We start from the raw sequence: 22953 nt of genomic DNA, 5'->3' as shown, positions 1-22953 counted from the left end.
ACGTCAGCCAGCCGTCAGGTCGCTTCGCCGTCGCGCAGCCTAGGCTCGTGGCATGACCTCGTCCGAGGACCGTTCGGAACCATCAGGTCGACGCCACCCCCCGTGGACACTCCCTCGCCCCGACGATTTCCGTTCTGCGGTGCACGACCCGCGTGTCGTCGCACGAGTCGGGGTTCTCCTGGGTTCCGCGATCGTCGTCCTGTTCCTCTCCGGCATGGTGTCCCACCTGCATCAGAATCCCGTGAGCTGGCTTCCGTTGCCCTGGGGGCCCGCTCCTGCCTGGGGATACCGCCTCACCCAGGGCGTGCACGTCACGGTGGGGTTCGCCTGTGTACCGCTCGTGCTCGCCAAGCTGTACACGGCCTACCCACGACTCTTTGAGCGGCCCGCGCTGCGCGGGCCCTGGCACGCCGTCGAGCGCGGCTCGATCGCGATGCTCGTCGCAGCGACGACTTTCCAGATCGTGACCGGCGTGCTCAACGTGTTCCAGGTCTATCCGTGGCAGTTCAGCTTCGTCGCCGCCCACTACGCCGCGTCCTGGGTCGTCATGGGCTCGGTCGTCGTGCACGTCGGGGTGAAGCTCCCGACGATCATGAGCGCGCTGCGCACGTCGCCGTCCGAGACATCCCCGAGCAAGAACGACACGGACCACCGAGCCGCGGACGACGGCGAGAACGCGGCCACGCGGCGCGGCTTCCTGGCGGCCGTCGCCGTCACGACACTCGGCGTCGTGGCACTCACGGTCGGTCAGACGTTCCGGCCGCTCGCCCCGATCGCGATCCTCGCCCCGCGCGACCCGCGAGCGGGCCCCCAAGGGCTGCCGGTGAACAAGACCGCGACCTCGGCAGGCGTGCAGGACAGCGCGACGGATCCTGCCTGGCGGCTGATGCTCCAGGGCCCCGACGGCGACCGCGAGCTCTCACGCACCGAGCTCCTCACCATGAGCCTGACCACCGCCGTCGTGCCGATCGCCTGCGTCGAGGGATGGAGCGCGACCGCGACGTGGACGGGGGTGCGCATCCGCGACATCCTGAGCCTGGTCGGCGGCACGGAACATGACGACGTCCGCGTCGAGAGCCTCCAGGAGGGTGGGTCGTACCGCGAGTCCGTCCTGCCTGCCGAGTGGGTAGCGTCCCCCGACACACTCCTGGCGCTGCGCCTCGGCGACGAAGACCTGGACCTCGACCACGGCTACCCGGCACGGGTGGTCGCACCGAACCGCCCGGGGGTGCTGCAGACCAAGTGGGTCGCGAGCATGACGGTGCTGCGATGAACGCCCGAGACCACCGGGCGGTGCGCGTCTGGCGACGGGCACTCGTCACCGGGGGCTTGGTGCTGATCGTCTTCGGGGCGTCCACCGTCTGGTCGAGCGTCCCGGTCGGTCAGTGGCCGTCGGTCCTCATCTGGCTCGCCGGAGGCGTGGTCGTCCACGACGCCGTCCTCGCTCCCCTCGCGGTCGGGCTCGGACTGCTCGTCCTGCCGCGGGTCCCGGCCCCGTGGCGAGGACCGCTGCGAGGCGGACTGCTCGCGGCCGGCGCGCTCGCGATCCTCGGAGTCGCGGTCGTGGCGGGGGCCAGGACGCGCGCCCACTGGTCGGCCGTCCCGCAGGACCCGTTTGCGGCCGTGGCGACGGCCCTGCTCGTGATCGGGGCCGGGGTGGCCCTCGGAGCACTCGTCAACGCGACTCGGCGACGCCGCGATCCAGCCGTAGCACGACGACGGTCCGGCCCCCCGCCGTCCACTCCTCGGCCACGCTGAGCCCGGCGTCCTCTGCGACCTCCCGCAACGCGTCGGCGCCGACGCGTGCCCACGGCAAGGCACGGCTCCGCCGCCCGTCCTCCGCCTGCAGGGTGATCGGCGCCACGTCGTACTCCGCACGGTCAGGGTCCGTCTCGACGAGAACGACGCCGTCGGCCCGCACCAGCGCAGCACAACGCGCCAGAAGGGCGACCGGGTCGCCGCCGATCCCGATGTTCCCGTCGGCCAGAAGCACCGAACCCCACCGCCCCTCTCCCGGCAGCGGGGCCTCGACCGCACGGCGCAGCGAGACGGCGCCACGGTCCCGGGTCCGCCGGACGGCGTCGCGCGAGACGTCGATCCCGAGACATGCCACCCCACGGCGGGTGAGCTCCGCGGCGAGGCGACCCGGGCCGCAGCCCACGTCCAGGACGGGCGGCGTGCACCGGGCCAGCAGGACGTCGTCCGACGCCGTGGCGGGCGCCGACCACGTGCTGACGTCCAGCGGGCGTACCCGGTCGTCCTGCACCACGACCACCGAGGCCCCGCCGAGCGCGGCCTCGTAGAGCGCGACCGGGCTGGACCACCGCGGCGGCGTCACCGACACAGCGGTGCACCTGCCACGCCCGAGGCCCTGGCGCCCGACGGGCCGTCGTCGCCCCGGGACACCGCTCGCCACCGCCGCGCGAACCTCGTCCCCGGCACCATCCGTGAGACGGCCCGAGCATCGTCGGGGCAGTCCACGTCGCGCAACGTCGGCAGCATGCCCACCTGCAGCCCGCGGGCGCGCATCCTCTCGAGCTGCGCACGCCCCGTCGTCGCCGTGGACATCGGCACCCCGAGGAAGACTTCGGGGTCAGGTTCCCGCAGACCCACCGCCCAGAAGCCGCCGTCCTCGGCGGGACCCAGCACGGCATCTTGACCCGCGAGGTCCACGGCAGCCAACGACGGACCAAGCTGCGGCGTGTCCATCCCGACCAGGAGCACCGGCCCCGGATACCGGGCACACACGTCCTCGAACGCTCCCGCAAGACGGCGGTCCAGCCCCCCGGCACGCTGCGGCACGACGTCGAAACCCGCCGGGACCCACGGTCCGGGTGAGCCGTCGAGCACCAGCACGTGCTCCCCCGGCATCGCGGCCACCGCCTCGAGCGTGTCCCCGAGCGCCGCTGCGGCCACGTCGGCAGCCTGTTCAGGGGACAGCAGGCTGGTCAGGCGAGTCTTGACCCGACCGGGTACCGGCTCCTTGGCGAGCACGACGATCGTCCGGGGCGGATCGGTCCTCATGACGCGAGCACCCTGCTCATGTCCCGCACGGCGCGCCACGCACCCAGCGGTGTGCCGGTCACCTTCGAACGGCCGAGCCGTGGACGGTAGGGCACGTCGACCTCCTGGACCCGCCATCCGGCGTCTGCCGCGGCGACGAGCATCTCGAGGGGATATCCGGAGCGCCGGTCCGCCAGGTCCAGGCCCAGCAGTGCCCCACGCCGCGCCGCCCGCATCGGGCCGAGGTCGTGGACGTCCAGACCGGTGCGCCGCCTCGCCCGGCGGGCCAGCTCACGGTTGGCGAACCGCAGGTGCCAGGGCCATGCGCCCTCGGACGGCAGTCGGCGGCCGAGCACGAGGTCCGCCTCGCCGCGGACGACGGGGTCGACGACTGCTGGCAGGTCGGCGGGATCGAGGCTGGCGTCCGCGTCGCAGAAGGCGACGACGTCGGCGCTCGCGGCACGCAGTCCGGCGTCGCACGCCGCGCCGAAGCCCCGGACGGACTCGACGACGACGAGCGCGTCGTGGGCTCGGGCAACGTGCACGGAACGATCCGTCGAGCCGTTGTCCACGACGATCGCACGCGCTCCGGCGGGCAGGCGTGGCAGGAGCCAGGAGAGCCCCTCGGCCTCGTCGAGGCAGGGCAGCACGACGTCGATCGTCGGCGTGACACGTCCCGGGACGTCGACGCCCTGGGGCGCACCGGGTGATGGACAGTTCACTCCTCGACGGTACGAGCGGACAGCCGTGCATGCCGCACGCAACGACCTGACGATCGTCTGACGGCCAGATACCGGGAACGGCGGCGAGGCGGCGTCGACTCGGTGAGCGTGGCCACCGGCGCTACTCTGCCCAGATGAGCACATCCGATGAAGACCCTCGCACGAGGACCGCGCCTCGGGCCGGGTCAGGTGCGATGTCGCACGTCCTCGTCGTGGACGACGACCCGCTGACGGCGACCGGCGTCGCCGCCCGTCTGACCGCCTCGGGGCACGCCGTCCGTACCGCGACCGACGCGGTCGAGGGCGAACGTCTGTGGCAGACCTGGGAGCCGAGCGCCGTCGTGCTCGACGTCCGTCTTCCCGGGCGTTCCGGACTGGAGCTGCTGAGCCGACGGCGAGCGGACGGCGACGGCACACCCGTGCTGCTCCTGTCCGGGTTGGGGGCGGTGGACGACCGCGTCGGCGGACTCGAGGTCGGTGCCGACGACTACGTGGTCAAGCCTTTCGACGCGCGCGAGCTCGTCCTGCGGGTGGAGGTGTTGCTGCGGCGCGGCCCGATGCTCGTGGCCGACGCTCCGACACGGGTGGCCGCGGGTGCGCTCGTCGTCGATGCCGCGGACCGCACCGCCACATACCACGGGCGGTCCGTGGCTCTGACACCGCGCGAGTTTGCGCTGCTGCACTTCCTCGCGTGCCATCCCGGGCGGACGTTCGGCCGGGCCGAGCTCCTTCGACGGGTGTGGGGATGGAGCTTCGGCGACGACTCGACCGTGATGGTGCACGTGCGCCGCCTGCGGGCCAAGCTCGAGGACGATCCCGCCGAACCCACCCTGATCGTGAACCTGCGCGGGGCCGGGTACGCGCTCGCGGCGACCGGCGCCGAACACGGGATCCGCAGCAGCGCCGACCGGGCCGACCTGCGAGTCACCGGATGACCGAGACGGGATTCATGCTGGCCGTGACCGTGGCGTGCGCCGTGGTCGTCGGGCTCCTGGGCGCGTGGGCGGTCCGGGCCGCGCGACGGGTGTCCCTCGTCGTCGCGCTTGTCGTCGCGGCACTCGTGCCCTTCACCGCCGTGGTGCTCGCCCTGTCGGTCAACGTCTCGGCGATGTTCCTGTCCGAGCACGACGCCGGCGTGGTGCGGCTGGTCCTGGGCGCGTCGTCCGTGCTCGCCGCCGTGATCGCCGTCGTGCTCGGTCGCACCGTCGCCGAGGACGCCCGCCAGGTGCGCCTGCTCGCCCGACGGCTCCGGGAGGACGCCGAGCAGCCGGGGACGGGCGTGGACGCGGTCGCGCAGACCGCGGACCCTGCGGCGTCGCCCCGACCGGCGACCACGACGGCGGAGCTGGCGCACGTCGCGGCCGAGCTCGAGGAGACCCGCCGACGGCTCGACGCCTCTCGCGCGAGCGAGCGCGCAGCGCAAGCCGCACGCCGGGAGGTGGTCGCCTTCGTCAGTCATGATCTGCGGTCCCCTCTCGCGGGAGTCCGCGTCGCCGCAGAGGGGCTGCGCGACGGCCTGTACCCCGATCCGAAGGACGCCATCGACGGGATCGTCGCCGCGACCGGACGGATGGCGCGGATGATCGACGACCTGGCGGACCTGGCTCGCAACGACGACCCACAGCCACGGCCGGTGAACAGGGACGTCGACGTAGCGCACGTCCTCGCCCGCGTCGCCGCACACGCTGGTCCGGTGGCCCGGTCGGTCGGCGTCGATCTCCACCTCGACGCACCGACCGGCGTGCTCGTCGCAGCCGACCCGGACGAGCTCGAGCGTGTGCTCGACAACCTCGTGACGAACGCCGTGCGCGCGAGCGGCGCCAACACCGGATCGCCCACGTCTCCCCGTGGCACCGTCACGGTCGAGGCCAGCGTCCTGGACGGTGCGGCGTGCATCGTCGTGCACGACACCTGCGGGGGCATCCCGACGGCGGCCCTGCCGCACCTGACCCGGGCCGGGTTCCAGGCGGGCGAGGCGACCGACGGCGCCGACGGCCTCGGCCTGGCTTTCGTCGACCAGACCGTCGACCGGCACGGTGGGTCTCTCGACGTGGCGACGTCGGACGACGGGTGCCGGATCGAGGTGCGCCTGCCGGCGGCAGGCTGAGTCGGGCGCCGCCCCTGGCTCCCGACCCTCGGCCGGTCACCTGACGAGCTGCGCGAGACCTTCGTCGAGTCCCACCCGGGCGCTCCAACCGAGCGCCCGACGGGCCCGGTCGCTCGATGCCGTGACGTGCCTGACGTCGCCGGCGCGCCACTGCCCGGTGACCACGGGCGTCGGCGCGTCGAGCAACGTCGAGATGCGGTGTGCGACCCGACCGATCGTGGTGACGGTGCCGGACCCCACGTTGAACGGCGTCACCTCACCGACCTCCTGGGGCTGCTCGACGGAGGCGAGGACAGCCCGCGCGACGTCGTCGGTGTGCACCAGGTCGCGGCGTTGACCGCCGTCCTCGAAGACCTTCGGCGGACGGCCGTGCTCCGCCTCGGAACGAAAGATCGAGGCGACGCCGGCGTAGGGGGTGTCCCGCGGCATACCCGGCCCGTACACGTTGTGGAACCTCAGCGCGGTCGCCGTCGACCGCGTCGCGCGAGCCCAGGCTCCCAGCAGTCGCTCGCCGTGCGCCTTGGTCGCCGCGTAGACGTTGCGCGGGTCGAAGGGTGCGCCTTCGTCAACGAGCCCTGGGCGCAGCACGTGTCCGCACGACGGGCAGCGCGGGTCGAAGATCCCGGCCTCGAGATCAGGCTCCGCACGCGGCCGGGGTCGCGTGGCACCGTGCTCGGCGCACGTGTAGGAGCCCTCGCCGTAGACGGTCATCGAGCTGGCGTAGACCAGGTGTGGTGGTGCGGCGCTCCGCTCCGCAGCGGTGTCGGCGGCTGCGCGCAGCAGCACCGCCGTGCCGTAGTCGTTGGAAGAGACGTAGTCGTCGATGTCACCGATCCCGACGCCGAGTCCCACCTTGGCGGCCAGGTGGACCACGGCCCCGCAGCCGGCCACCGCGCGGCGGACCTCCTCGGCGTCGCGCACGTCGGCGTGGACGAACGGAATGCCCTCCGGCGGAGCGCCGGGCAGGTCGCCGGGCGCGTCGGCAGGCCCCGAGACGGGCTCCCGTGGGCCATGGACGTCTTCACGCAGGGAGTCCAGCACGACGACGTCGTGCCCTGCGGAAGCGAGGACGCGGGTGGTGGCGGTGCCGATGAACCCGGCTCCGCCGGTGACGAGGATGCGCATCCCCTCAGCATCCCCGCCGTGGGACGGGTGCGCCCGCGTCGGGGATGTCGGCGCGCCTGACGATCCCCTGACGACTTGCCCGAGCGGGTCAGGTCGGCGCCCCTCGGCACGGCGGGCCCGCTAGCGTGGCGGTCGTGACCGACGCGACGACTGCGCCCGTAGGTATCCTGGGCGGATCCGGACTGTACCGCCTGCTCGACGACCCGGAACCCGTCCCCCTGACCACGCCGTTCGGCGACCCCTCCGACCCGCCCAGCCGCGGCACCTTCGCCGGACGGCCGGTCGTGTTCCTGCCCCGCCACGGCGCGGACCACCGGTTCCCGCCGCACCGCGTCAACTACCGCGCGAACCTGTGGGCGCTGCGGTCGCTCGGGGTGCGGCAGGTCGTGGCGGCGTCGGCCGTCGGCGGTCTCCGGGACGATCTGACGGCGGGAACGGTCCTGGTCCCGGACCAGATCGTGGACCGCACCTGGGGTCGCGCGCACACCCTCTACGACGACGTCGGCACCGTCGTGCACGTCCCCTTCGCGGACCCGTACTGTCCACGAGGGCGAGCGGTCGCTGTCCGCGCCGCGCGGGCCGGCACGCTGCCCGCCGTCGACGGGGGCACGATGGTCGTCATCCAGGGACCGCGGTTCTCCAGCCGCGCGGAGTCGCGGCGCAACGCCGCGCAGGGGGGCAGCGTCGTCGGCATGACGGGGATGCCCGAAGCGGCCGTCGCGCGCGAGCTGGCCCTGTGCTACACGACGCTCGCGCTCGTCACGGACGCCGATGCCGGGGTGGACGGCGACACGTCGGTCACCCATGCGGCGGTGCTGGAAGCGTTCGCGCGCAACGTGGTGGCGCTGACGGACGTGCTGCACGACGTCGTCGCCGACCTGCCCGACGACGACTGCGAGTGCCGTCACGTGCTGGACGGCCTCCCGCTGCCGTTCGAGCTGCCGTAGCTCCCGACGTCGGTGGGCTCAGAACAACGGCCAGGGCACGGCCGGCATGTCGCCCTCGGGTGAGGGGAACCGGGCGGTCTCCAGCAGTCGGTCGCAACGCCCGGCCAGGGCGGCGAGCTCGGGGGCCTCGAGCAGCGCGGTGCACCGATGGCCGAGGCCGCCGTCACCGGTGTCCTCGAGGTCCGCGCGAACCCGCCGCACGCCCTCGAGCTCGTCGGGCGTCAACGGCTCGCCGACCCACCCCCACAGCACGGTGCGCAGCTTCGGCTCGGCGTGGAACGCGACACCGTGGTCGACGCCGAGGCGGCGGCCGTCCGGCATGGGCAGCACGTGCCCGCCCTTGCGGTCGGCGTTGTTGACGACCGCGTCGAACACCGCCATCCGTCGCAGCGACGGCGAGTCCTCGTGGGTCAGGCAGACCGGCTCGCCGTCGCCGTCGCTACCCTCGAGCACCACACGCCCGTCGGCGGGCGCCCTGCCTGCCGGGACGACGTCGACCGGCCGCTGATCGCGGTCCCGCTCCTGCCAGAGCTGGACCATGCCCGGGCCGTGCGGCCCGTCCCGCCACCAAGTCCCGGGCACGATCCCCCAGCCGAACGACTCCGAGACGAGGTAGGCCGCGATCTCGCGGCGCGCCAAGGTCCCGTGAGGGAAGTCCCAGAGCGGCTTCTCGCCGGCAACGGGCTTGTAGACGACGCGGGCCTGCCCGATCCGGCCGACGAAGGTGGCGTTCGAGGCCACCCGGATGCGGCCGACGACCTCGAGATCGCCTCGTTCGAGATCGACCTGCTGTTCGGTCACGGTGCGCTCAGGAGGATCGCGATGCTCACGCGCCGTCGTCCGCGGGGCACGCGTGACCGTCGTCGTCCATCGGCAGACCGCAGTCCGAGCAGATCGGGCGACCCGACTCGACGACCCGGCGGGCGCGTCGCGCGAACGCCCGAGCGGTGCCGACCGGTATCCGCACGAGCAGCACCTCGCTGGGCCCGCCGTCGTCACCGTCGGCCGGTTCCTCGCCGACGGGGAACGCCTCGATCACGACCTGGAGCGTCCGCGGGTCCCAGCTCAACCGCATCGAGCCCGTGCGGAAGTCCTCCTGGACCGGCTGGTCCAGCGGATCGTCGTCGATCAGTTCTACAGGCGCCTCCCCGGGGATGGAGAGCCGGTCATCACCCGCCCGCAGATCATCGAGGAGCCGGTCGATCATCTCGGCGAGCACCGCGGACTGCTGCTTCTCCAGGGCGACGCTCGAGGTCCGGTCGCCCGCGCGCGCCTGCACGTAGAACGTGCGTGACCCGGGGCGGCCGACCGTCCCGACCACGACGCGGTCGGGCCAGTCGAACTCGTGCACGAGAGTGGGCATGGAACCACTCTAAGAGGATCTCGTGCCCGCCCCACCACCGACCGGCGCGTCACCCCCGGGCGCAAGGTCGCGCAGCCACTCCAGGTCACCGGATTCGGTGTTGGTGGCCACGACCTCGGGACGGTGCGGCCCGTATCGCACGATCGAGACCGACGCCGGACCGACGGAGATGCGCTGGAACAGGTCCAGGTGCATTCCCAGAGCGTCGGCGAGCACCGCCTTGATGATGTCGCCGTGCGCGACCGCCACCCAGACCGTGCCCCGGCCGTGCCGCTCCTCGACGGCCGCGTCGTGGCGGCGGATCGTCGCCACCGACCGGTTCTGCATCGCCGCGAGCGACTCCCCTCCGGGAAACGTCACCGCCGACGGCTGCGACTGGACCTGCGGCCACAGGGACTCGTTCGCCAGGTCGTGCAGGGCTTGCCCCTGCCACTGCCCGTAGTCGCACTCGGTGATGCCGCGTTCGACGACGATCGGTGGTGGATCGGCCTCTGCGTGCCTCTGTTGGTCGACGACGGCGCGGGCCGTCTGCCGGCAGCGCTCGAGGGGACTCGTCACCACGGCGACGAGAGGCACCTGGGCCAGCCGCGCCGCGGTCCGGGCCGCCTGCTCGCGGCCGACGGCGTCGAGCCGCACCCCCGCGGCGCGTCCGGCGAGGATGCCGCGGGCGTTCGCGATCGTGCGACCGTGGCGGACGAGCAGGACGGTAGGCATGATCCGGAGCCTACTGCGCGGCCCTCACTCTCGGCCTGCGCCAGGTCTGCCCTGTCGTTGGTCCTGACCTGCGACGGGTCGGCGTACAGTCAGGCCCGGAGCTGCCCCCGGTTCCCCGACGATGGGAGGCCGGATGTCCGGCACCGCTCAATCACCCCCTGCTGTCCACTCGTTGCTGACCCTGGGGCTGCTCGCCGGCTCGTCGATGGAGAACGAGCGACGGCTGCCGATCCACCCCCACCACCTGGACCGGATCGACCCGGACGTGCGGGCGCGCATGGTCGTCGAGCGTGGCTACGCGGCCGACTTCCAGCTCGAGCCCGGGTACGTCGAGTCACGGGTGGGTCGCGTCGCGGAACGCTCCGAGGTGATCGAGTCCGCCGACGTGCTGCTCCTGCCCAAGCCACAGGCGGCGGACGTCGCCGCGATGCCCGCGGGCCGCGTGCTGTGGGGATGGCCGCACTGCGTCCAGGATGCCGCGATGACGCAGTCGGCGATCGACCGCCGGCTCACCCTGATCGCCTTCGAGGCGATGAACCACTGGACCTCCCGCGGGGACTTCAGCCTGCACGTCTTCCACCAGAACAACGAGCTCGCCGGGTACTGCTCCGTCCTGCACGCCCTGAGCCTGACCGGCTCGACCGGCGACTACGGGCCGCGGCTGAGCGCCGTCGTGATCGGGTTCGGCGCCACGGCTCGAGGTGCCGTCACCGCGCTCAAGGCGCACGGCATCCACGACATCCAGGTGCTCACGCAGCGTGGCGTCACGGCGGTCGGCTCACCGATCCACAGCGCGCACATCACCCAGCTCCACACGGACGACGGCGCCGCCAACCTCTCCACGGTGCCGACCGCCGACGGCGACGTCACCCTGCCGGAGTTCCTCGCGTCGCACGACATCGTGGTCAACTGCACGCTCCAGGACGTCTCCGCACCGTTGACGTACCTGCGGACCGATGACCTGGCGGCCTTCGCCGCGGGGAGCCTGATCGTCGACGTCTCGTGCGACGCCGGGATGGGTTTCGAGTGGGCCGTGCCGACCACGTTCGACGAGCCGATGTTCACCGTCGGCGACGGTGTGCACTACTACGCCGTGGACCACACCCCGTCGTACCTGTGGAACTCCGCCACGTGGGAGATCAGCGAGGCGATCCTGCCGTTCCTGCGCACGGTGCTGGAGGGACCGGCGTCATGGGCGACGAACCTCACCATCTCGCGCGCGATCGAGATCCACGACGGGACGATCGAGAACCCGAACATCCTCAGCTTCCAGGGGCGGGAGCCGGGCTATCCGCACGCCGTGACCGGCTGACCACGGTCTCGTCCCGGACGGCCGACGCCGCTACCCCTCCTGGAGGAAGTCCCTCACGTGCGTGACGATCGCCTCCGGCTGCACGGCGGGCGTGCCGTGATGGGCTCGTCGGACCGTCGCCACACACCCACCGGTCGCCGAGGCCACCGCCCGCGTGCCGGCATGCGCCCATCCCTTGCTCTTCTCCCCCACGAGGACCAGCACCGGGGCGCCGATGCTCTTCCAGCGATCTTCCGGGATCGGTGCACCGTCCTGGAGACCGGTACACAGCCGGACGTCGTACGCGGCCGTGTGAGCCATCGCGGTCATCTGGCGCCAGGCCGGGACCATCAGCCGCAACGCGAAGACCATCGCCGCAGGGGCTCCGAGCGCTTCGCGCATGAACTGCGTCAACGCCTGGTTCCGACGTTCCTCACGGACGAGCTGATCCAGATCGTGGCTCAGCTCGCGGGGGACCGGTGAGCGACCGTCGTCGACGATCACCGGCGGTTCGAACGCCACGACCCGTTCGACCCTGGTGGCAAGGCTGTTCGCGGCGTCGAGCGCGAGCACGGCGCCCGACGACGCGCCGAAGAGGGCAGCAGACCCACCGTGGGCATCGATGAGGGCGGCGAGGTCTTCGACCTCCCGGTCCACGGTCCACGGTGAGGCTTCGCTGCTGCTCCCTCGGCCCCGGCGGTCGTAGTTGATCACTGTCCGGTCCTGTGCCAGGAGGGCAGCGAACCGCCGATGGTCGGTCCGGTCGGCGAGCGCCGGTGCGACCAGGACCACGGCGGGGCCACGTCCGGAGACCTCGTAGCCGATCGTCGACCCGTCGGCGGAGGTCACGGTCCGGCTCTCAGCGGCAACGGTCGGACTGCTCATGATCGTGCCTTTCCTGATCCGGGCCGGACGTACTCGTCCAGCCGGGCGAGCGCTCCGATGAAGCCGTCGACCATGCCGGTCGGCTCCGCCTGCTCCAACGCGTGGACCGAGGGGAACCGGACGACGATCCTGACCTCGCATCGACGTGGTGCGGATTCCTTGATCGAGACGTGCGTGGGCTGTTCGGTGCCGGGGATCGGGGTGCCGTGCGGGGAGCATGAGCCGTCGAGGAACGACAGCGAGGAGTACGGGTCGACCACGTCGTAGACGGCCCTGCCCCAGTGCTCCTCGTCGGCGCCGTGCTCCCGGGCAGGACGGAGCCGGTAGCGCCACACCCCTCCCGGGCGGAGCTCGAGCTCGAAGTGGTCCGACCGCCAACCTCTCGGTCCCCACCACTGGCGCAGGTGGCCGGGCTCGGTCCAGCAGGACCAGACCAGTGCGGCAGCGCCCCGTACAGAGCGCTGGACGGTGAGCTGCTTGTTCGCGTGGTCGCGGTCGACGATCGCGGTCATGACGTTCCTTCCTGGCGGCGGGTGCCCGAGGAGTCCTCGTCGAGGCGCTCGAGGTAGTCGCCGAGCCGGTCGGCGCGCTCTTCCCAGACGGTGGAGAACGTGTCGAGCCAGTTCTCGAGCGAGGCGAACGGGGAGCGTTCCAGCCGGTAGATCCTCGACTGGGCCTCGCGCCGGGCGCTGACCAGACCGGCGTCGGCGAGGATGCGCAGGTGGCGCGACGCATGCGGCTGGGCGATCTCGATACGGGCGGCGATGTCACCCACCGCTCGCGGCCCCTCCCGGAGCAGGCTGACGATCGCGAGCCGGTTCGGTTCAGCCAGCGCCGAGAGCACCGCGAGGTTCGACGGCGATGGATGGTCGGTCATCAGGCTGCTCCCGTTCTGTGGTGTGCCCGATCGGCCGATTCCGGAACGTGGACGGCCGCTCGCGACGCCCTGAGCACGGCGAGCGAGCAGCCTGCGGTGATCGCGACCCACGCGGCGTCTGCGACGAGCAGCCCACGCGCTTGCCACCCGATCGCCACCTCAGGGCCGAGGCCGCTGCCGGGGGGCATCAAGAGCCCCATGCTGACCGACAGGATGACGGCCGCGCCCACAACCAGTACCGCTCCGGCCCGCAACCACCAGCGCACAGGACGCCACCCTTCGCTGCGGCGGACGAGCGAGATGCCGAGAAGGACCGCAGCCACCAGGACGGCGTCCAGCAGCACCGGGGCGACGTTGTGGACCATCCCGACCGTGGTGGGCTCGGCCGCGTCCCATCGGTCGGTCGGGAAGGCCGCCCCCAGCACTCCGCCCGCGGCAGCGAGCAGCAGGGCCCAGCGCCCGGTGCGAGCCGTTCGAGAGGCCGACTGCCCGCGGAGCGCTGCGAACAGCAGCAGGCAGGCCAGACCGAGGAGGGCGAAGCCCGCGGTCATCGCCCAGCCGGTCGCCCCCAGGGCCAGCTCGCTCGGCGGCTGCCAGCTCGGGGCCACGGCTGGCTGGGTGATCTGGGCGAACGCCATCAGCAGGACGGCAGCGACGGCACACGTGATCGACAGCTTCGCCGCTCGGGGGCGGATCCGTCCGGGTTCGGTCTTCTGGAGGGCCATGACACCGAACATACATGCATCTGTATATATAGGCAATCGCATGCACCCGATTCAGGTGCCTCAGCACGACGCGACTGCGCCGCCAGGCCCGCGACATCGCCGACGCCGAACCGACGAGCATCCAGGTGAGGGGAATCGGAGGGAGCAGCCGACCCCCGGCGTCGCGAGCTGGGCCGCGTGGTGCTCGCCGACTCCACCGGGCGCGGCACGTCGCTCAGGAGGAACAGCGGCAGCATGTGGCTGTTCCAGCTCGCGACGAACGCGAGGATGCCGACGGTCACGACCCCGGGCATCGAGAGGGGCACGACCATGCGGGCGAAGAACCCGAGCCGGCTCGCGCCGTCGATGGACGCCGCCTCCTCGATGTCCCGGGGTATCGCCCGCAGGAACGGCACGAGGATGATCACGGTGACCAGCAGCGCGAAGGCGATCTGCGGCAGGATGATCCCTGCGAGGGTGTTCGTCAGGCCCAGGTTCCGCACCAGGATGTACAGCGGCGTGATCGCCACCGTCATCGGGAACATCAGCCCGGCGGCGAAGAGCGAGTACATCGCCTCCTTGGCCTTGAACGGGTAGCGCGCGATGACGTAGCTCGCCCCCAGCCCGAGGACCACGACCCCGACGGTCGTGCCGACACCGGCGACGAGCGAGTTGGCCATCTGCTGCCAGAAGATCCCGCCGGTGAGCACGCCGAGATAGTTGTCGATCTGCCACGGGTCCGGCAGCCCGGCCGCCGACCGGATGATCTGCGAGTTCGTTCGGAAACCGCCGAGCACGATGTAGAGCACGGGGGGCGAGGCACAAGCCGACCAGCCCGAACGCGACGAGGTACGCCGTCGGGCTGCCCCGTCCCCCGCTCGCGTGCGACGCCCTGAGCTGCTGTGGCGTGGTCTGCCGCGTCGTGGTGGTCGTCACGAGGCACCTCCGGTCAGCGCGCCCGCGGTGTCGCGGCGCAGGACGAAGCGCTGGTAGACCAGCGCGATGGTCAGAGAGATCAGGAAGATGACGACGGCGACGGCGTTGCCGTACCCGTAGCTGCCGGAGATGCGGCCGTTGACGACCATGTAGGTCGCCATCGTGGAGGTGCCCGCGGTCGCGGCCACGTACTGCCCCCACATCACGTACACGAGGTCGAAGAGCTGCAACGACCCGATGATCGACAGGAACGCCCAGATCCGGATCGTGGGTCCGAGCAGCGGCAACGTGATGTATCGCTGCGCCTTCCAGTAGGAGGCGCCGTCGATCGCGGCGGCGTCGTGCAGCTCCTCGGGGATGCTCTGCAGCCCCGCCAGCATGAGGATCACGGCGAACCCGATGTCCTTCCAGACCAGGACGGCCATGAGGGACCAGATCGCCACGTCCGGGTCGGCCAGCCAGTCACGGGTCAGCCCCTCCAGCCCGGCGCGCGTCAGCAGGTCGTTGACCGCACCCGTGGTGTGCAGCATGAGCCCCCACCCGATGCCGACGATGACCTCTGACAGCACGTACGGGACGAAGATCAGCACCCGGATGAGCGCCCGGCCACGCATCCGCTTGTTCAGCAGCAACGCGATGCCGATCGCCGCCGGGCCCTGCAGCACGAGCGACATGACGAGGATGAAGCCGTTGTGCGCCAGGGCGTCCTGGAAGACGGGGTCGGTGAGGATGAGCCGGTAGTTCTGGAGCCCGACGAAGTCCGTCGGCGGCCCGTAGCCCTTCCAGCGGAAGAACCCGTAGTAGGCCGCCATGACGACGGGGAAGATCACGAGAGCGACGAAGACGACGATGCCGGGGCCGGCGAGCAGGGCGATCTCCGCCCACTTGCCCCACGGGAGGTGCCGGTTCCTCCGTGGCCGGGCGGCCGGTGAGGGCGCACGGGTGGCACCCTCACCGGTCGGCCGGGGCTCCGGGGGCACGTCGACGACGGCGGTCGGAGCGTGGTTCATGCCGGGTCAGCCCTTGGCCGCCGCGTCCGTGATCGCCTGGACGAGGCCCGCCGCGTCGGTGTTGCCGGCGAGCAGCTCGACGACGGCCTGGTTGAGCGCGGTGCCGACGTGGCCCGTCGTGGGAAAGAAGCGGACGACCCAGATGAGCGACGTGGCCCGGGCTGCCGGGGTCTCCGTGATGACGGTCTCGAACGTCCTCAACGGGCGTCCCAACGTCGGGGCCGAGACGCGGATCCGCGTGCTCGAGGTCGTCGACGAGCTCGGCTACGAGATCAACCTGACCGCGCGGCGCCTCCGTACGGGGCGCACCGGCACGGTCGGGCTCATCGTCCCGCGGTTCGACCACCAGTACTACAGCGAGCTGGCGGCCCGGGTCTCCGACGCGCTCGCCCCCGAGGGCCTGCACCTCGTCGTCGAGCAGTCCGGCGCGAACCGCGAGCGCGAGCTCTCCGCGCTCTCGCTCGCCCGCCTCCAGCAGTACGACGGCGTCCTGCTGAGCGCCGTGGGCCTCGACTACCGCGACCTCGACCGGCTGCGCACCGACGTGCCGATCGTGCTCCTCGGCGAGCAGGACGTGCCGGACCGGTACCACCGCGTCCAGATGGGCAACGTCGCCGGGGCACGGCTCGCGACCGAGCACCTGCTCGCGTGCGGAGCCCGCCGCATCGCCGTCGTCGGTGGCCGGCTCGAGTCACCGCACCGCGACATGGCGTCGTCGCGGGCACGCGGCTGGGCCGACGCCCTGGAGATCGCCGGCCTGGTCCCGGACCCCGGCCTCGTGATCCCGCTGGAGCGCTACTCGAGCGCCGAGACCCGGTCCGCCGTCGCGGGGCGCGTCGCGGACGGGCTCGCCGTCGACGGCGTCCTCGGCGTCACCGACGACGTCGCGATCGGCGCCATGGCCGGGCTGCGCGACGCGGGTCGCAGCGTGCCCGACGACGTCCAGGTCGTCGGGTTCGACAACCTCAAGATCTCCGAGCACGTCTGGCCGGGTCTCACGACCATCGACCCCTGCCACGACGCGATGGTGACCGACGCGCTGCGCCTCCTGCGCCGGCCGATGGCGGACAAGGACGCGACGCTGGAGCACGTGGTCGGCGAGGTTGCCCTGGTGGAACGCGGGAGCACGCGCCCCCCGAGGTGACGGCCAGGCCCCCGAGCCGCTGTGGGTGCACGACATGCCGCTGTGCCGATGGCATGGGCGGCGTGTCGTGCACCCACAGCGTGCGGGCGGCGGGCGATCAGAAGTTGATCATGTGCCCCGCGAGGCCGTGGATGGCCTCCTGGACGGACTCGGACAGCGTCGGGTGGGTGTGCACGTTGCGCGCCACCTCGTCGGCGGTGAGGTCCCACTTCTGCGCGAGGGTGAGCTCGGGCAGCAGCTCGGAGACGTCCGGGCCGATGAGGTGCCCGCCGAGCAGCTCGTTGTACTTGGCGTCGGCGACGAGCTTGACGAACCCGACCGGGTCACCGAGGCCGTGCGCCTTGCCGTTCGCCATGAACGGGAAGGTGGACACCTTGACGTCGTAGCCCTCGTCCTTGGCCTGCGCCTCGGTGAGGCCGAAGGAGGCCACCTGCGGCTGGCAGAACGTGGCGCGCGGCATCATGCGGTAGTCACCCAGCGTCATGGTCTCGGCGTCGCCGATGGTCTCGGCGGCGACGACGCCCTGCGCCTCGGCGACGTGCGCGAGCATGAGCTTGGCGGTGACGTCGCCGATGGCGAAGAGGTGCGGCACGTTGGTGCGCATGTGGTCGTCGATCGCGATGGCGCCACGCTCGGTGAGCTGCACGCCGGTGTTCTCCAGGCCGAAGTTCTCGACGTTCGGCGCGAAGCCGACCGCCATGAGGACCTTGTCGACCTCGAGCGATCCGGGCTTGTCGTCCTTGACGCCCTTGTACTCGACCGTCACGGACGAGCCCTTGTCCTCGACCGTCTGCACAGCCGTGGAGGTGAGGATCTTGACGCCCAGCTTCTTGTACTGCTTGGCGATCTCCTTGGAGACGTCCGCGTCCTCGTTCGGCAGGGCCCGGTCGAGGAACTCGATGATGGTGACGTCCACGCCGTAGTTCTTCATGACGTAGGCGAACTCCATGCCGATGGCGCCGGCGCCGACGATGGCGATCGACTTCGGCAGCTCGCGGGTCATGATCTGCTTCTCGTACGTCACGACGTTGTCGGAGAGCTCGACGCCGGGCAGCAGGCGAACCTTGGAGCCGGTCGCGATGATCGCGTTGTCGAACGTCACCGTCTCGGTGCCGCCCTTGTTGAGCGTCACCTCGATCGTGTTCGCGTCGCGGAACGTGCCGCGGCCGTCGTACTCGGTGATCTTGTTCTTCTTCATGAGGAAGTGGACGCCCTTGGTCCGGCCGTCCGCCACCTCGCGGGACCGGTCGAACGCCTTGCCGTAGTCGAACGTCACGTCACCCGACATGCCGAAGAAGTCGGCCTGATGGGTGAACAGGTGCGCGAGCTCCGCGTTGCGCAGCAGGGCCTTGGAGGGGATGCAGCCCACGTTGAGGCAGACACCACCCCAGTACTTCTCCTCGATGATGGCGACGGACTTGCCGAGCTGTGCCGCACGGATCGCGGCGACATAGCCGCCGGGGCCAGCTCCGAGGAGGACGACGTCGTAGTGGGAAGCCATGAGGCCACCCTATGAGGTGTCGCGGCCTGCCGCGGCGTGACGTGCGTCGCACCGGTACGACGACGCCGCGCCGGCAGCGGGACGGAGCCCGGACCACCGCCGTTCAGCGCACCGAGTCGACCCCGAGGTTGGCGAGGGCGTCGGCGCGCTCGTTGCCGGGGTCGCCGGCGTGCCCCTTGACCCACACCCACTGGACGGTGTGCCGGTCGACCTCGGCGTCGAGGGCCTGCCAGAGGTCGACGTTCTTGACGGGCTTCTTCGCCGACGTCGTCCACCCGTTGCGCTTCCAGCCCGCGATCCACGTCTTCATGCCGTTCATCACGTAGGACGAGTCGGTGTGGACCGTGACGGCGCTGGACTGCTTGAGCGCCCGCAGCGCCTCGACGACGGCGGTGAGCTCCATCCGGTTGTTGGTGGTGACCTTCTCCCCGCCGTAGAGCTCCTTGGTGTGCTCGCCAGACTTCAGCAGCGCACCCCATCCTCCGAGCCCGGGGTTGCCCTTGCAGGCCCCGTCGGTCCACATCTCCACGATCGGCTTGTCGTCCACGCGGTCACCCTATGCCGACTGTCGGTGGGGGCCCGTAGCGTCGTCGTGGAGCGACGACGTCGAGGCGCACCGGGAGGTCACACCATGAGGTTCGGGTTCATCGGCAGCTACGGCAGCCCCGCCCAGCAGGTCCGGCTCGCCCAGGAGTGCGAGGCGCACGGCTGGGACGGGTTCTTCACGTGGGACGGGGTGAGCCTGGACGCCGAGGGCTTCGACGCCCAGCCCACCTGGGACCCGTTCGGCCTCCTGGCGGCCGTCGCCGCGGTCACCGAGCGCATCACCCTGGGCGCGATGGTGTTCGCGCTACCCCGACGGCGCCCCTGGGAGCTCGCCCAGCAGCTCCTGACGGTCGACCACCTGTCCGGCGGTCGCCTCGTGCTGCCCGTGGGCGTCGGCGTGCCGATCGACCGCGCGTTCACGTCGGTGCCGGGCCAGCCGACGGCGCTGCGGGACCGTGCGCACGCCCTCGACGAGGTGCTGGCCTGGCTCGAGCGGTCCTGGTCCGGCGAGTCGTTCGAGCACGACGGCGAGTGGGCCGGCACGAGCACGTTCCAGTTCCCCGTCCCACCGGTCCGCGGCCGCGTCCCGGTCTGGCCGGTCGCCGTCTGGGACGCTGCGGCCCCACCGCGCCGCAGCCTCGACCGGGCGCTGCGCTGGGACGGCATGGTGCCGCAGGTCCGCGGCGAGTCGCCCGAGGACGCCGAGGCGGGCCCGGAGCAGGTCCGCGACCTCACCGCCTGGATCGCCGAGCACCGCGACAGCGACGCGGGCCCCTTCGACGTCGTCATGCAAGGCCGGCTCGACCCCGACCCGGAGAAGGCCCGGGACCAGGCCCGCGCCGCGGCGGATGCCGGAGCCACCTGGTGGGTCGAGTCCTGGTGGGACCCCACCACGACGACCCCCGAGTCCCTCCTCGACCGCGCTCGCCAGGGCCCACCGACCCTCTGAAGCCCCGCTCGCCCCGCTCCCCCGGCGCGCGAACGACTTCTGCCCCACACGACGACCCCGCCCGTGAACGCAAGCCGGACGCGAGCGTCAGGAAACAGGCCGCGCCGGCTCGATGTCCACCTTCGGCAGGTGCTTGGCCGGCAGCGTCTTCGGACGCCACGCGGCGCGCTTCTCCTCGAAGGCGGTGATGTCGGCCTCGTTCTGCAGGGTCAGACCGATGTCGTCGAGGCCCTCCATGAGGCGCCAGCGCGTGTACTCGTCGATCTGGAACGGCACGGTGACGTCGTCGGCGTGCACGGTGCGGGTCTCGAGGTCGACGGTCACCTCGGTCCCGGGCTCGGCCTCGAGGATCTTCCAGAGCAGCTCGATGTCCTCCTGAGCGACCATGCCGGCCACCAGGCCCTGCTTGCCGGAGTTCCCGCGGAAGATGTCCGCGAACCGGGAGGCGAGCACGACGCGGAAGCCGTAGTCCTTGAGCGCCCAGACGGCGTGCTCGCGCGACGAGCCGGTGCCGAAGTCGGGGCCGGCCACGAGCACTGATCCCACCTTGTACGCGTCCTGGTTCAGCACGAACGACGGGTCGCTGCGCCACGCCGCGAAGAGGGCGTCCTCGAACCCGGTGCGGGTGACCCGCTTGAGGTAGACGGCCGGGATGATCTGGTCGGTGTCGACGTTGCTGCGACGCAGCGGCACCCCGACGCCGGTGTGGGTGGTGATCTTCTCCATGAGAGTTTCTCCTCGAAAGCTGCGGGGTGCTCAGACGAACGACGGGGCGGTCAGCGGGGCCAGCGGGGTGCCGTCGAACGTGGTCAGGTCGACGTCGCCGTCCAGGTCCAGGTCCGACAGCGAGGACAGCGTGCCGCGGATCGCGGTGGCCGCCGCGACGAGCGGCGAGACCAGGTGCGTGCGACCGCCCTTGCCCTGCCGGCCCTCGAAGTTGCGGTTCGACGTGGATGCTGCGCGCTCGCCCGGCGCGAGCTGGTCGGGGTTCATGCCGAGGCACATCGAGCAGCCGGCGTTGCGCCACTCGGCGCCGAACTCCTTGAAGATGACGTCCAGGCCCTCGGCCTCGGCCTGCAGGCGCACGCGGGCCGACGCCGGCACGACGAGCACACGCACGTCCTCGGCCTTGCGGCGACCCCGGAGCACCTTGGCGACCGACCGGAGGTCCTCGATGCGGCCGTTGGTGCACGACCCGATGAAGACCGTGTCGACGGTGACGTCGCGCAGCGGCATGCCGGGCTCGAGGCCCATGTACTCCAGCGCGCGCTCGGCGCTGACGCGCTCACCCTCGTCGGCGATCTCGGCCGGGACCGGGACGTTCGCCGAGAGGGGCAGGCCCTGGCCCGGGTTGGTCCCCCAGGTGACGAACGGCTCGAGGTCGGACGCGCGCAGCACGACCTCCTCGTCGAACGTGGCGTCGTCGTCGGTGCGCAGCGTCTTCCAGTACTCGACGGCGGCGTCCCAGTCCTCGCCCTCGGGCGCGTGCGGGCGGCCCTTGAGGTACTCGAACGTGGTCTCGTCGGGGGCGATCATGCCGGCGCGGGCGCCCGCCTCGATGGACATGTTGCAGATGGTCATCCGCGCCTCCATGGAGAGCCGGCGGATGGCCTCCCCGCGGTACTCGAGCACGTAGCCCTGCCCGCCGCCGGTGCCGATCTTGGCGATGATCGCCAGGATGATGTCCTTGGAGGTGGCGCCCGGGGGCAGCTCGCCGTCGACGGTGATCGCCATCGTCTTGAAGGGCGCCAGGGGCAGCGTCTGGGTGGCGAGCACGTGCTCGACCTCGGAGGTACCGATGCCGAAGGCCAGCGCGCCGAACGCGCCGTGCGTGGAGGTGTGCGAGTCGCCGCAGACGACGGTCAGGCCCGGCATGGTCAGCCCGAGCTGCGGGCCCACCTGGTGCACGATGCCCTGGTCGGCGTCGCCGAGCGAGTGGATCCGCACGCCGAACTCGGCCGCGTTGTTGCGCAGGGTGTCGATCTGCGTGCGGCTCGTGAGGTCCGCGATCGGCAGGTCGATGTCGAGCGTGGGAGTGTTGTGGTCCTCGGTCGCGATCGTCAGATCGGGGCGCCGTACGAGGCGTCCGGCGAGGCGGAGGCCCTCGAACGCCTGCGGGCTCGTCACCTCGTGCACGAGGTGCAGGTCGATGTAGAGCAGGTCCGGTGCCCCGTCGGCGCCCTGGCGCACCAGGTGCGCCTCCCAGACCTTCTCTGCCAGCGTGCCGGCCATCTCGAGCTCCTCGTTCCGCCACCGGTGGGTGGCTGTCGTCACTTGTGATTCCGCGACCTGACGCGAGGCTCCACCAACCGAGAAGTTGTGTAGAACTTGCAATCTCACCAAGCGAGACGTCAGTATCGACCTATGGACGATACTAGCGGAGTCGGCGTACTGGACAAGGCCGCGTCCGTTCTGGGAGCGCTCGAGGCCGGACCGGCCACCCTCGCGCAGCTGGTCTCCTCGACGGGACTGGCCCGGCCGACGGCGCACCGGCTCGCCGTCGCGCTCGAGCACCACCGGTTCGTGGCCCGCGACATGCAGGGCCGGTTCGTGCTCGGCCCGCGGCTCAACGAGCTCGCGACGGCCGCCGGCGAGGACCGCCTGCTCGCCGCCGCGAACCCGGTGCTCACGGCGCTGCGCGACCACACCGGCGAGAGCGCTCAGCTCTACCGGCGCCAGGGCGACCACCGCGTGTGCGTGGCCGCCGCCGAGCGCCCGGTCGGCCTGCGCGACTCGATCCCTGTCGGTGCCACCCTGACGATGCACGCCGGGTCCGCCGCCCAGATCCTGCTCGCCTGGGAGGAGCCCGACCGGCTGCACCGCGGCCTGCGCGAGGCGGTCTTCACCGCGACGATCCTCTCCGGCGTCCGACGGCGCGGCTGGGCCCAGTCGGTCTCCGAGCGTGAGCTCGGGGTCGCCTCCGTCTCCGCTCCGGTGCGGGGCCCCTCCGGGCGCATCGTGGCGGCAGTCTCGGTCTCCGGACCGGTCGAACGCCTCACCCGCCAGCCGGGTCGCCTGCACTCGGCGTCCGTCGTCGCGGCCGCGAACCGGCTGACCGAGGTGCTCCAGCGCGCAGGCGAGTGACGGCGCGCCGCGACAGGTACTCGCGGCGCGACCCCGCAGGTCAGT

26 protein-coding genes and 1 pseudogene are annotated in these 22953 nt (G+C 71.8%); 9 read left to right on the top strand and 18 right to left on the bottom strand.

Annotated features, from left to right (window positions below; all coding sequences use genetic code 11):
* Nucleotides 1–139: 139 nt before the first annotated feature.
* Together UQW22_RS12075 and UQW22_RS12070 are read left to right on the top strand one after the other, a co-directional pair.
* Complete coding sequence (locus UQW22_RS12075; RefSeq protein ID WP_407317211.1) at nt 140–1273, top strand: molybdopterin-dependent oxidoreductase; 1134 nt, start codon at nt 140–142, stop codon at nt 1271–1273.
* Nucleotides 1270–1758, top strand: a complete 489-nt coding sequence (locus UQW22_RS12070) for a hypothetical protein (protein WP_407317210.1) — start codon at nt 1270–1272, stop codon at nt 1756–1758. The genes UQW22_RS12075 and UQW22_RS12070 overlap by 4 nt, the downstream gene beginning before the upstream one ends.
* On the opposite strand, the gene UQW22_RS12065 is transcribed toward UQW22_RS12070, so the two are convergent.
* The 3 genes from UQW22_RS12065 to UQW22_RS12055 are packed head-to-tail and all read right to left on the bottom strand — an operon-like array spanning nt 1676 to nt 3725.
* Complete coding sequence (locus UQW22_RS12065) at nt 1676–2344, bottom strand: class I SAM-dependent methyltransferase (protein WP_407317209.1); 669 nt, start codon at nt 2342–2344, stop codon at nt 1676–1678. The genes UQW22_RS12070 and UQW22_RS12065 overlap by 83 nt on opposite strands.
* On the bottom strand, nt 2335–3024 hold the full coding sequence (locus UQW22_RS12060) for a TIGR04282 family arsenosugar biosynthesis glycosyltransferase (RefSeq protein ID WP_407317208.1): 690 nt from the start codon (nt 3022–3024) through the stop codon (nt 2335–2337). Before UQW22_RS12060 ends, UQW22_RS12065 begins: the two co-directional genes overlap by 10 nt.
* Nucleotides 3021–3725: a glycosyltransferase family 2 protein gene (locus UQW22_RS12055; protein WP_407317207.1), complete on the bottom strand. Its 705-nt coding sequence runs from the start codon at nt 3723–3725 to the stop codon at nt 3021–3023. The genes UQW22_RS12060 and UQW22_RS12055 overlap by 4 nt, the downstream gene beginning before the upstream one ends.
* 194 nt (nt 3726–3919) lie before the next feature.
* Here UQW22_RS12055 and UQW22_RS12050 point away from each other — a divergent pair, with 194 nt between their 5' ends.
* Both UQW22_RS12050 and UQW22_RS12045 read left to right on the top strand, forming a co-directional pair.
* Entirely contained in the window at nt 3920–4660 is a 741-nt protein-coding gene (locus UQW22_RS12050; protein ID WP_407317206.1) for a response regulator transcription factor, read from the top strand.
* Nucleotides 4657–5832 (top strand): sensor histidine kinase, encoded by a 1176-nt coding sequence (locus UQW22_RS12045; RefSeq protein ID WP_407317205.1) that lies wholly within the window; start codon nt 4657–4659, stop codon nt 5830–5832. The genes UQW22_RS12050 and UQW22_RS12045 overlap by 4 nt, the downstream gene beginning before the upstream one ends.
* A gap of 36 nt (nt 5833–5868) precedes the next feature.
* Here the strand turns inward: UQW22_RS12045 and UQW22_RS12040 are convergent, their stop codons facing one another.
* On the bottom strand, nt 5869–6957 hold the full coding sequence (locus tag UQW22_RS12040) for an NAD-dependent epimerase/dehydratase family protein (RefSeq protein WP_407317204.1): 1089 nt from the start codon (nt 6955–6957) through the stop codon (nt 5869–5871).
* Between the two features lie 134 nt (nt 6958–7091).
* Here UQW22_RS12040 and UQW22_RS12035 point away from each other — a divergent pair, with 134 nt between their 5' ends.
* The gene (locus tag UQW22_RS12035) at nt 7092–7904 is read left to right on the top strand and encodes an S-methyl-5'-thioadenosine phosphorylase (RefSeq protein ID WP_407317203.1); all 813 of its coding nucleotides are present in this window, start codon (nt 7092–7094) and stop codon (nt 7902–7904) included.
* A gap of 18 nt (nt 7905–7922) precedes the next feature.
* Here the strand turns inward: UQW22_RS12035 and UQW22_RS12030 are convergent, their stop codons facing one another.
* The 3 genes from UQW22_RS12030 to UQW22_RS12020 are packed head-to-tail and all read right to left on the bottom strand — an operon-like array spanning nt 7923 to nt 9981.
* Nucleotides 7923–8705, bottom strand: a complete 783-nt coding sequence (locus UQW22_RS12030; RefSeq protein WP_407317202.1) for an SCO1664 family protein — start codon at nt 8703–8705, stop codon at nt 7923–7925.
* A 25-nt stretch (nt 8706–8730) separates the two neighbouring features.
* Nucleotides 8731–9267 (bottom strand): DUF3090 domain-containing protein, encoded by a 537-nt coding sequence (locus UQW22_RS12025; RefSeq protein WP_407317201.1) that lies wholly within the window; start codon nt 9265–9267, stop codon nt 8731–8733.
* A 9-nt stretch (nt 9268–9276) separates the two neighbouring features.
* A complete protein-coding gene (locus UQW22_RS12020; protein WP_407317200.1) occupies nt 9277–9981 on the bottom strand; it encodes an MSMEG_4193 family putative phosphomutase in 705 nt (234 codons plus the stop codon).
* Between the two features lie 121 nt (nt 9982–10102).
* Between UQW22_RS12020 and UQW22_RS12015 the strand changes: the two genes are divergently transcribed.
* Nucleotides 10103–11293, top strand: a complete 1191-nt coding sequence (locus UQW22_RS12015) for a N(5)-(carboxyethyl)ornithine synthase (RefSeq protein ID WP_407317199.1) — start codon at nt 10103–10105, stop codon at nt 11291–11293.
* A gap of 30 nt (nt 11294–11323) precedes the next feature.
* On the opposite strand, the gene UQW22_RS12010 is transcribed toward UQW22_RS12015, so the two are convergent.
* The 7 genes and pseudogenes from UQW22_RS12010 to UQW22_RS11980 form a co-directional block, all read right to left on the bottom strand.
* Nucleotides 11324–12121 (bottom strand): alpha/beta fold hydrolase, encoded by a 798-nt coding sequence (locus UQW22_RS12010; RefSeq protein ID WP_407317198.1) that lies wholly within the window; start codon nt 12119–12121, stop codon nt 11324–11326.
* A gap of 32 nt (nt 12122–12153) precedes the next feature.
* On the bottom strand, nt 12154–12669 hold the full coding sequence (locus UQW22_RS12005; protein ID WP_407317197.1) for an SRPBCC domain-containing protein: 516 nt from the start codon (nt 12667–12669) through the stop codon (nt 12154–12156).
* The gene (locus UQW22_RS12000) at nt 12666–13034 is read right to left on the bottom strand and encodes an ArsR/SmtB family transcription factor (RefSeq protein WP_407317196.1); all 369 of its coding nucleotides are present in this window, start codon (nt 13032–13034) and stop codon (nt 12666–12668) included. Before UQW22_RS12000 ends, UQW22_RS12005 begins: the two co-directional genes overlap by 4 nt.
* Nucleotides 13034–13759, bottom strand: a complete 726-nt coding sequence (locus tag UQW22_RS11995; protein ID WP_407317195.1) for a DUF998 domain-containing protein — start codon at nt 13757–13759, stop codon at nt 13034–13036. Before UQW22_RS11995 ends, UQW22_RS12000 begins: the two co-directional genes overlap by 1 nt.
* A gap of 209 nt (nt 13760–13968) precedes the next feature.
* Nucleotides 13969–14674: pseudogene (locus tag UQW22_RS11990) on the bottom strand (carbohydrate ABC transporter permease); the annotation flags it as partial.
* Complete coding sequence (locus UQW22_RS11985; RefSeq protein ID WP_407317194.1) at nt 14671–15684, bottom strand: carbohydrate ABC transporter permease; 1014 nt, start codon at nt 15682–15684, stop codon at nt 14671–14673. The gene UQW22_RS11985 and the pseudogene UQW22_RS11990, both read right to left, overlap by 4 nt.
* A 6-nt stretch (nt 15685–15690) precedes the next feature.
* Nucleotides 15691–15885, bottom strand: a complete 195-nt coding sequence (locus UQW22_RS11980; RefSeq protein ID WP_407317193.1) for a hypothetical protein — start codon at nt 15883–15885, stop codon at nt 15691–15693.
* Between UQW22_RS11980 and UQW22_RS11975 the strand changes: the two genes are divergently transcribed.
* Nucleotides 15863–16828 carry a LacI family DNA-binding transcriptional regulator gene (locus tag UQW22_RS11975; protein ID WP_407317192.1) on the top strand — a complete coding sequence of 322 codons (966 nt, stop codon included), beginning with the start codon at nt 15863–15865 and terminating at the stop codon, nt 16826–16828. The genes UQW22_RS11980 and UQW22_RS11975 overlap by 23 nt on opposite strands.
* A 97-nt stretch (nt 16829–16925) precedes the next feature.
* Here the strand turns inward: UQW22_RS11975 and lpdA are convergent, their stop codons facing one another.
* Nucleotides 16926–18329 (bottom strand): dihydrolipoyl dehydrogenase, encoded by a 1404-nt coding sequence (lpdA, locus tag UQW22_RS11970; RefSeq protein WP_407317191.1) that lies wholly within the window; start codon nt 18327–18329, stop codon nt 16926–16928.
* A gap of 103 nt (nt 18330–18432) precedes the next feature.
* Entirely contained in the window at nt 18433–18852 is a 420-nt protein-coding gene (gene rnhA / locus UQW22_RS11965; RefSeq protein ID WP_407320808.1) for a ribonuclease HI, read from the bottom strand.
* A gap of 108 nt (nt 18853–18960) precedes the next feature.
* Between rnhA and UQW22_RS11960 the strand changes: the two genes are divergently transcribed.
* Nucleotides 18961–19824 (top strand): LLM class flavin-dependent oxidoreductase, encoded by an 864-nt coding sequence (locus tag UQW22_RS11960; protein WP_407317190.1) that lies wholly within the window; start codon nt 18961–18963, stop codon nt 19822–19824.
* A gap of 87 nt (nt 19825–19911) precedes the next feature.
* On the opposite strand, the gene leuD is transcribed toward UQW22_RS11960, so the two are convergent.
* Both leuD and leuC read right to left on the bottom strand, forming a co-directional pair.
* Nucleotides 19912–20550 (bottom strand): 3-isopropylmalate dehydratase small subunit, encoded by a 639-nt coding sequence (leuD, locus tag UQW22_RS11955; RefSeq protein ID WP_407317189.1) that lies wholly within the window; start codon nt 20548–20550, stop codon nt 19912–19914.
* 30 nt (nt 20551–20580) lie between these two features.
* Nucleotides 20581–22056: a 3-isopropylmalate dehydratase large subunit gene (gene leuC, locus UQW22_RS11950; RefSeq protein ID WP_407320807.1), complete on the bottom strand. Its 1476-nt coding sequence runs from the start codon at nt 22054–22056 to the stop codon at nt 20581–20583.
* Nucleotides 22057–22188: 132 nt separating this feature from the next.
* Between leuC and UQW22_RS11945 the strand changes: the two genes are divergently transcribed.
* Nucleotides 22189–22908, top strand: coding sequence for an IclR family transcriptional regulator (locus UQW22_RS11945; RefSeq protein WP_106268618.1), 720 nt, complete (start codon nt 22189–22191; stop codon nt 22906–22908).
* Nucleotides 22909–22953 lie beyond the last annotated feature (45 nt).

The sequence above is a fragment of the Isoptericola halotolerans genome (assembly GCF_045689585.1).
In the GTDB taxonomy this organism is placed as follows: Bacteria; Actinomycetota; Actinomycetes; order Actinomycetales; family Cellulomonadaceae; genus Isoptericola; species Isoptericola halotolerans_B.
The sequence above is the reverse complement of the archived record's forward strand: the minus strand, read 5'-3'. Positions and strand labels throughout refer to the sequence as shown.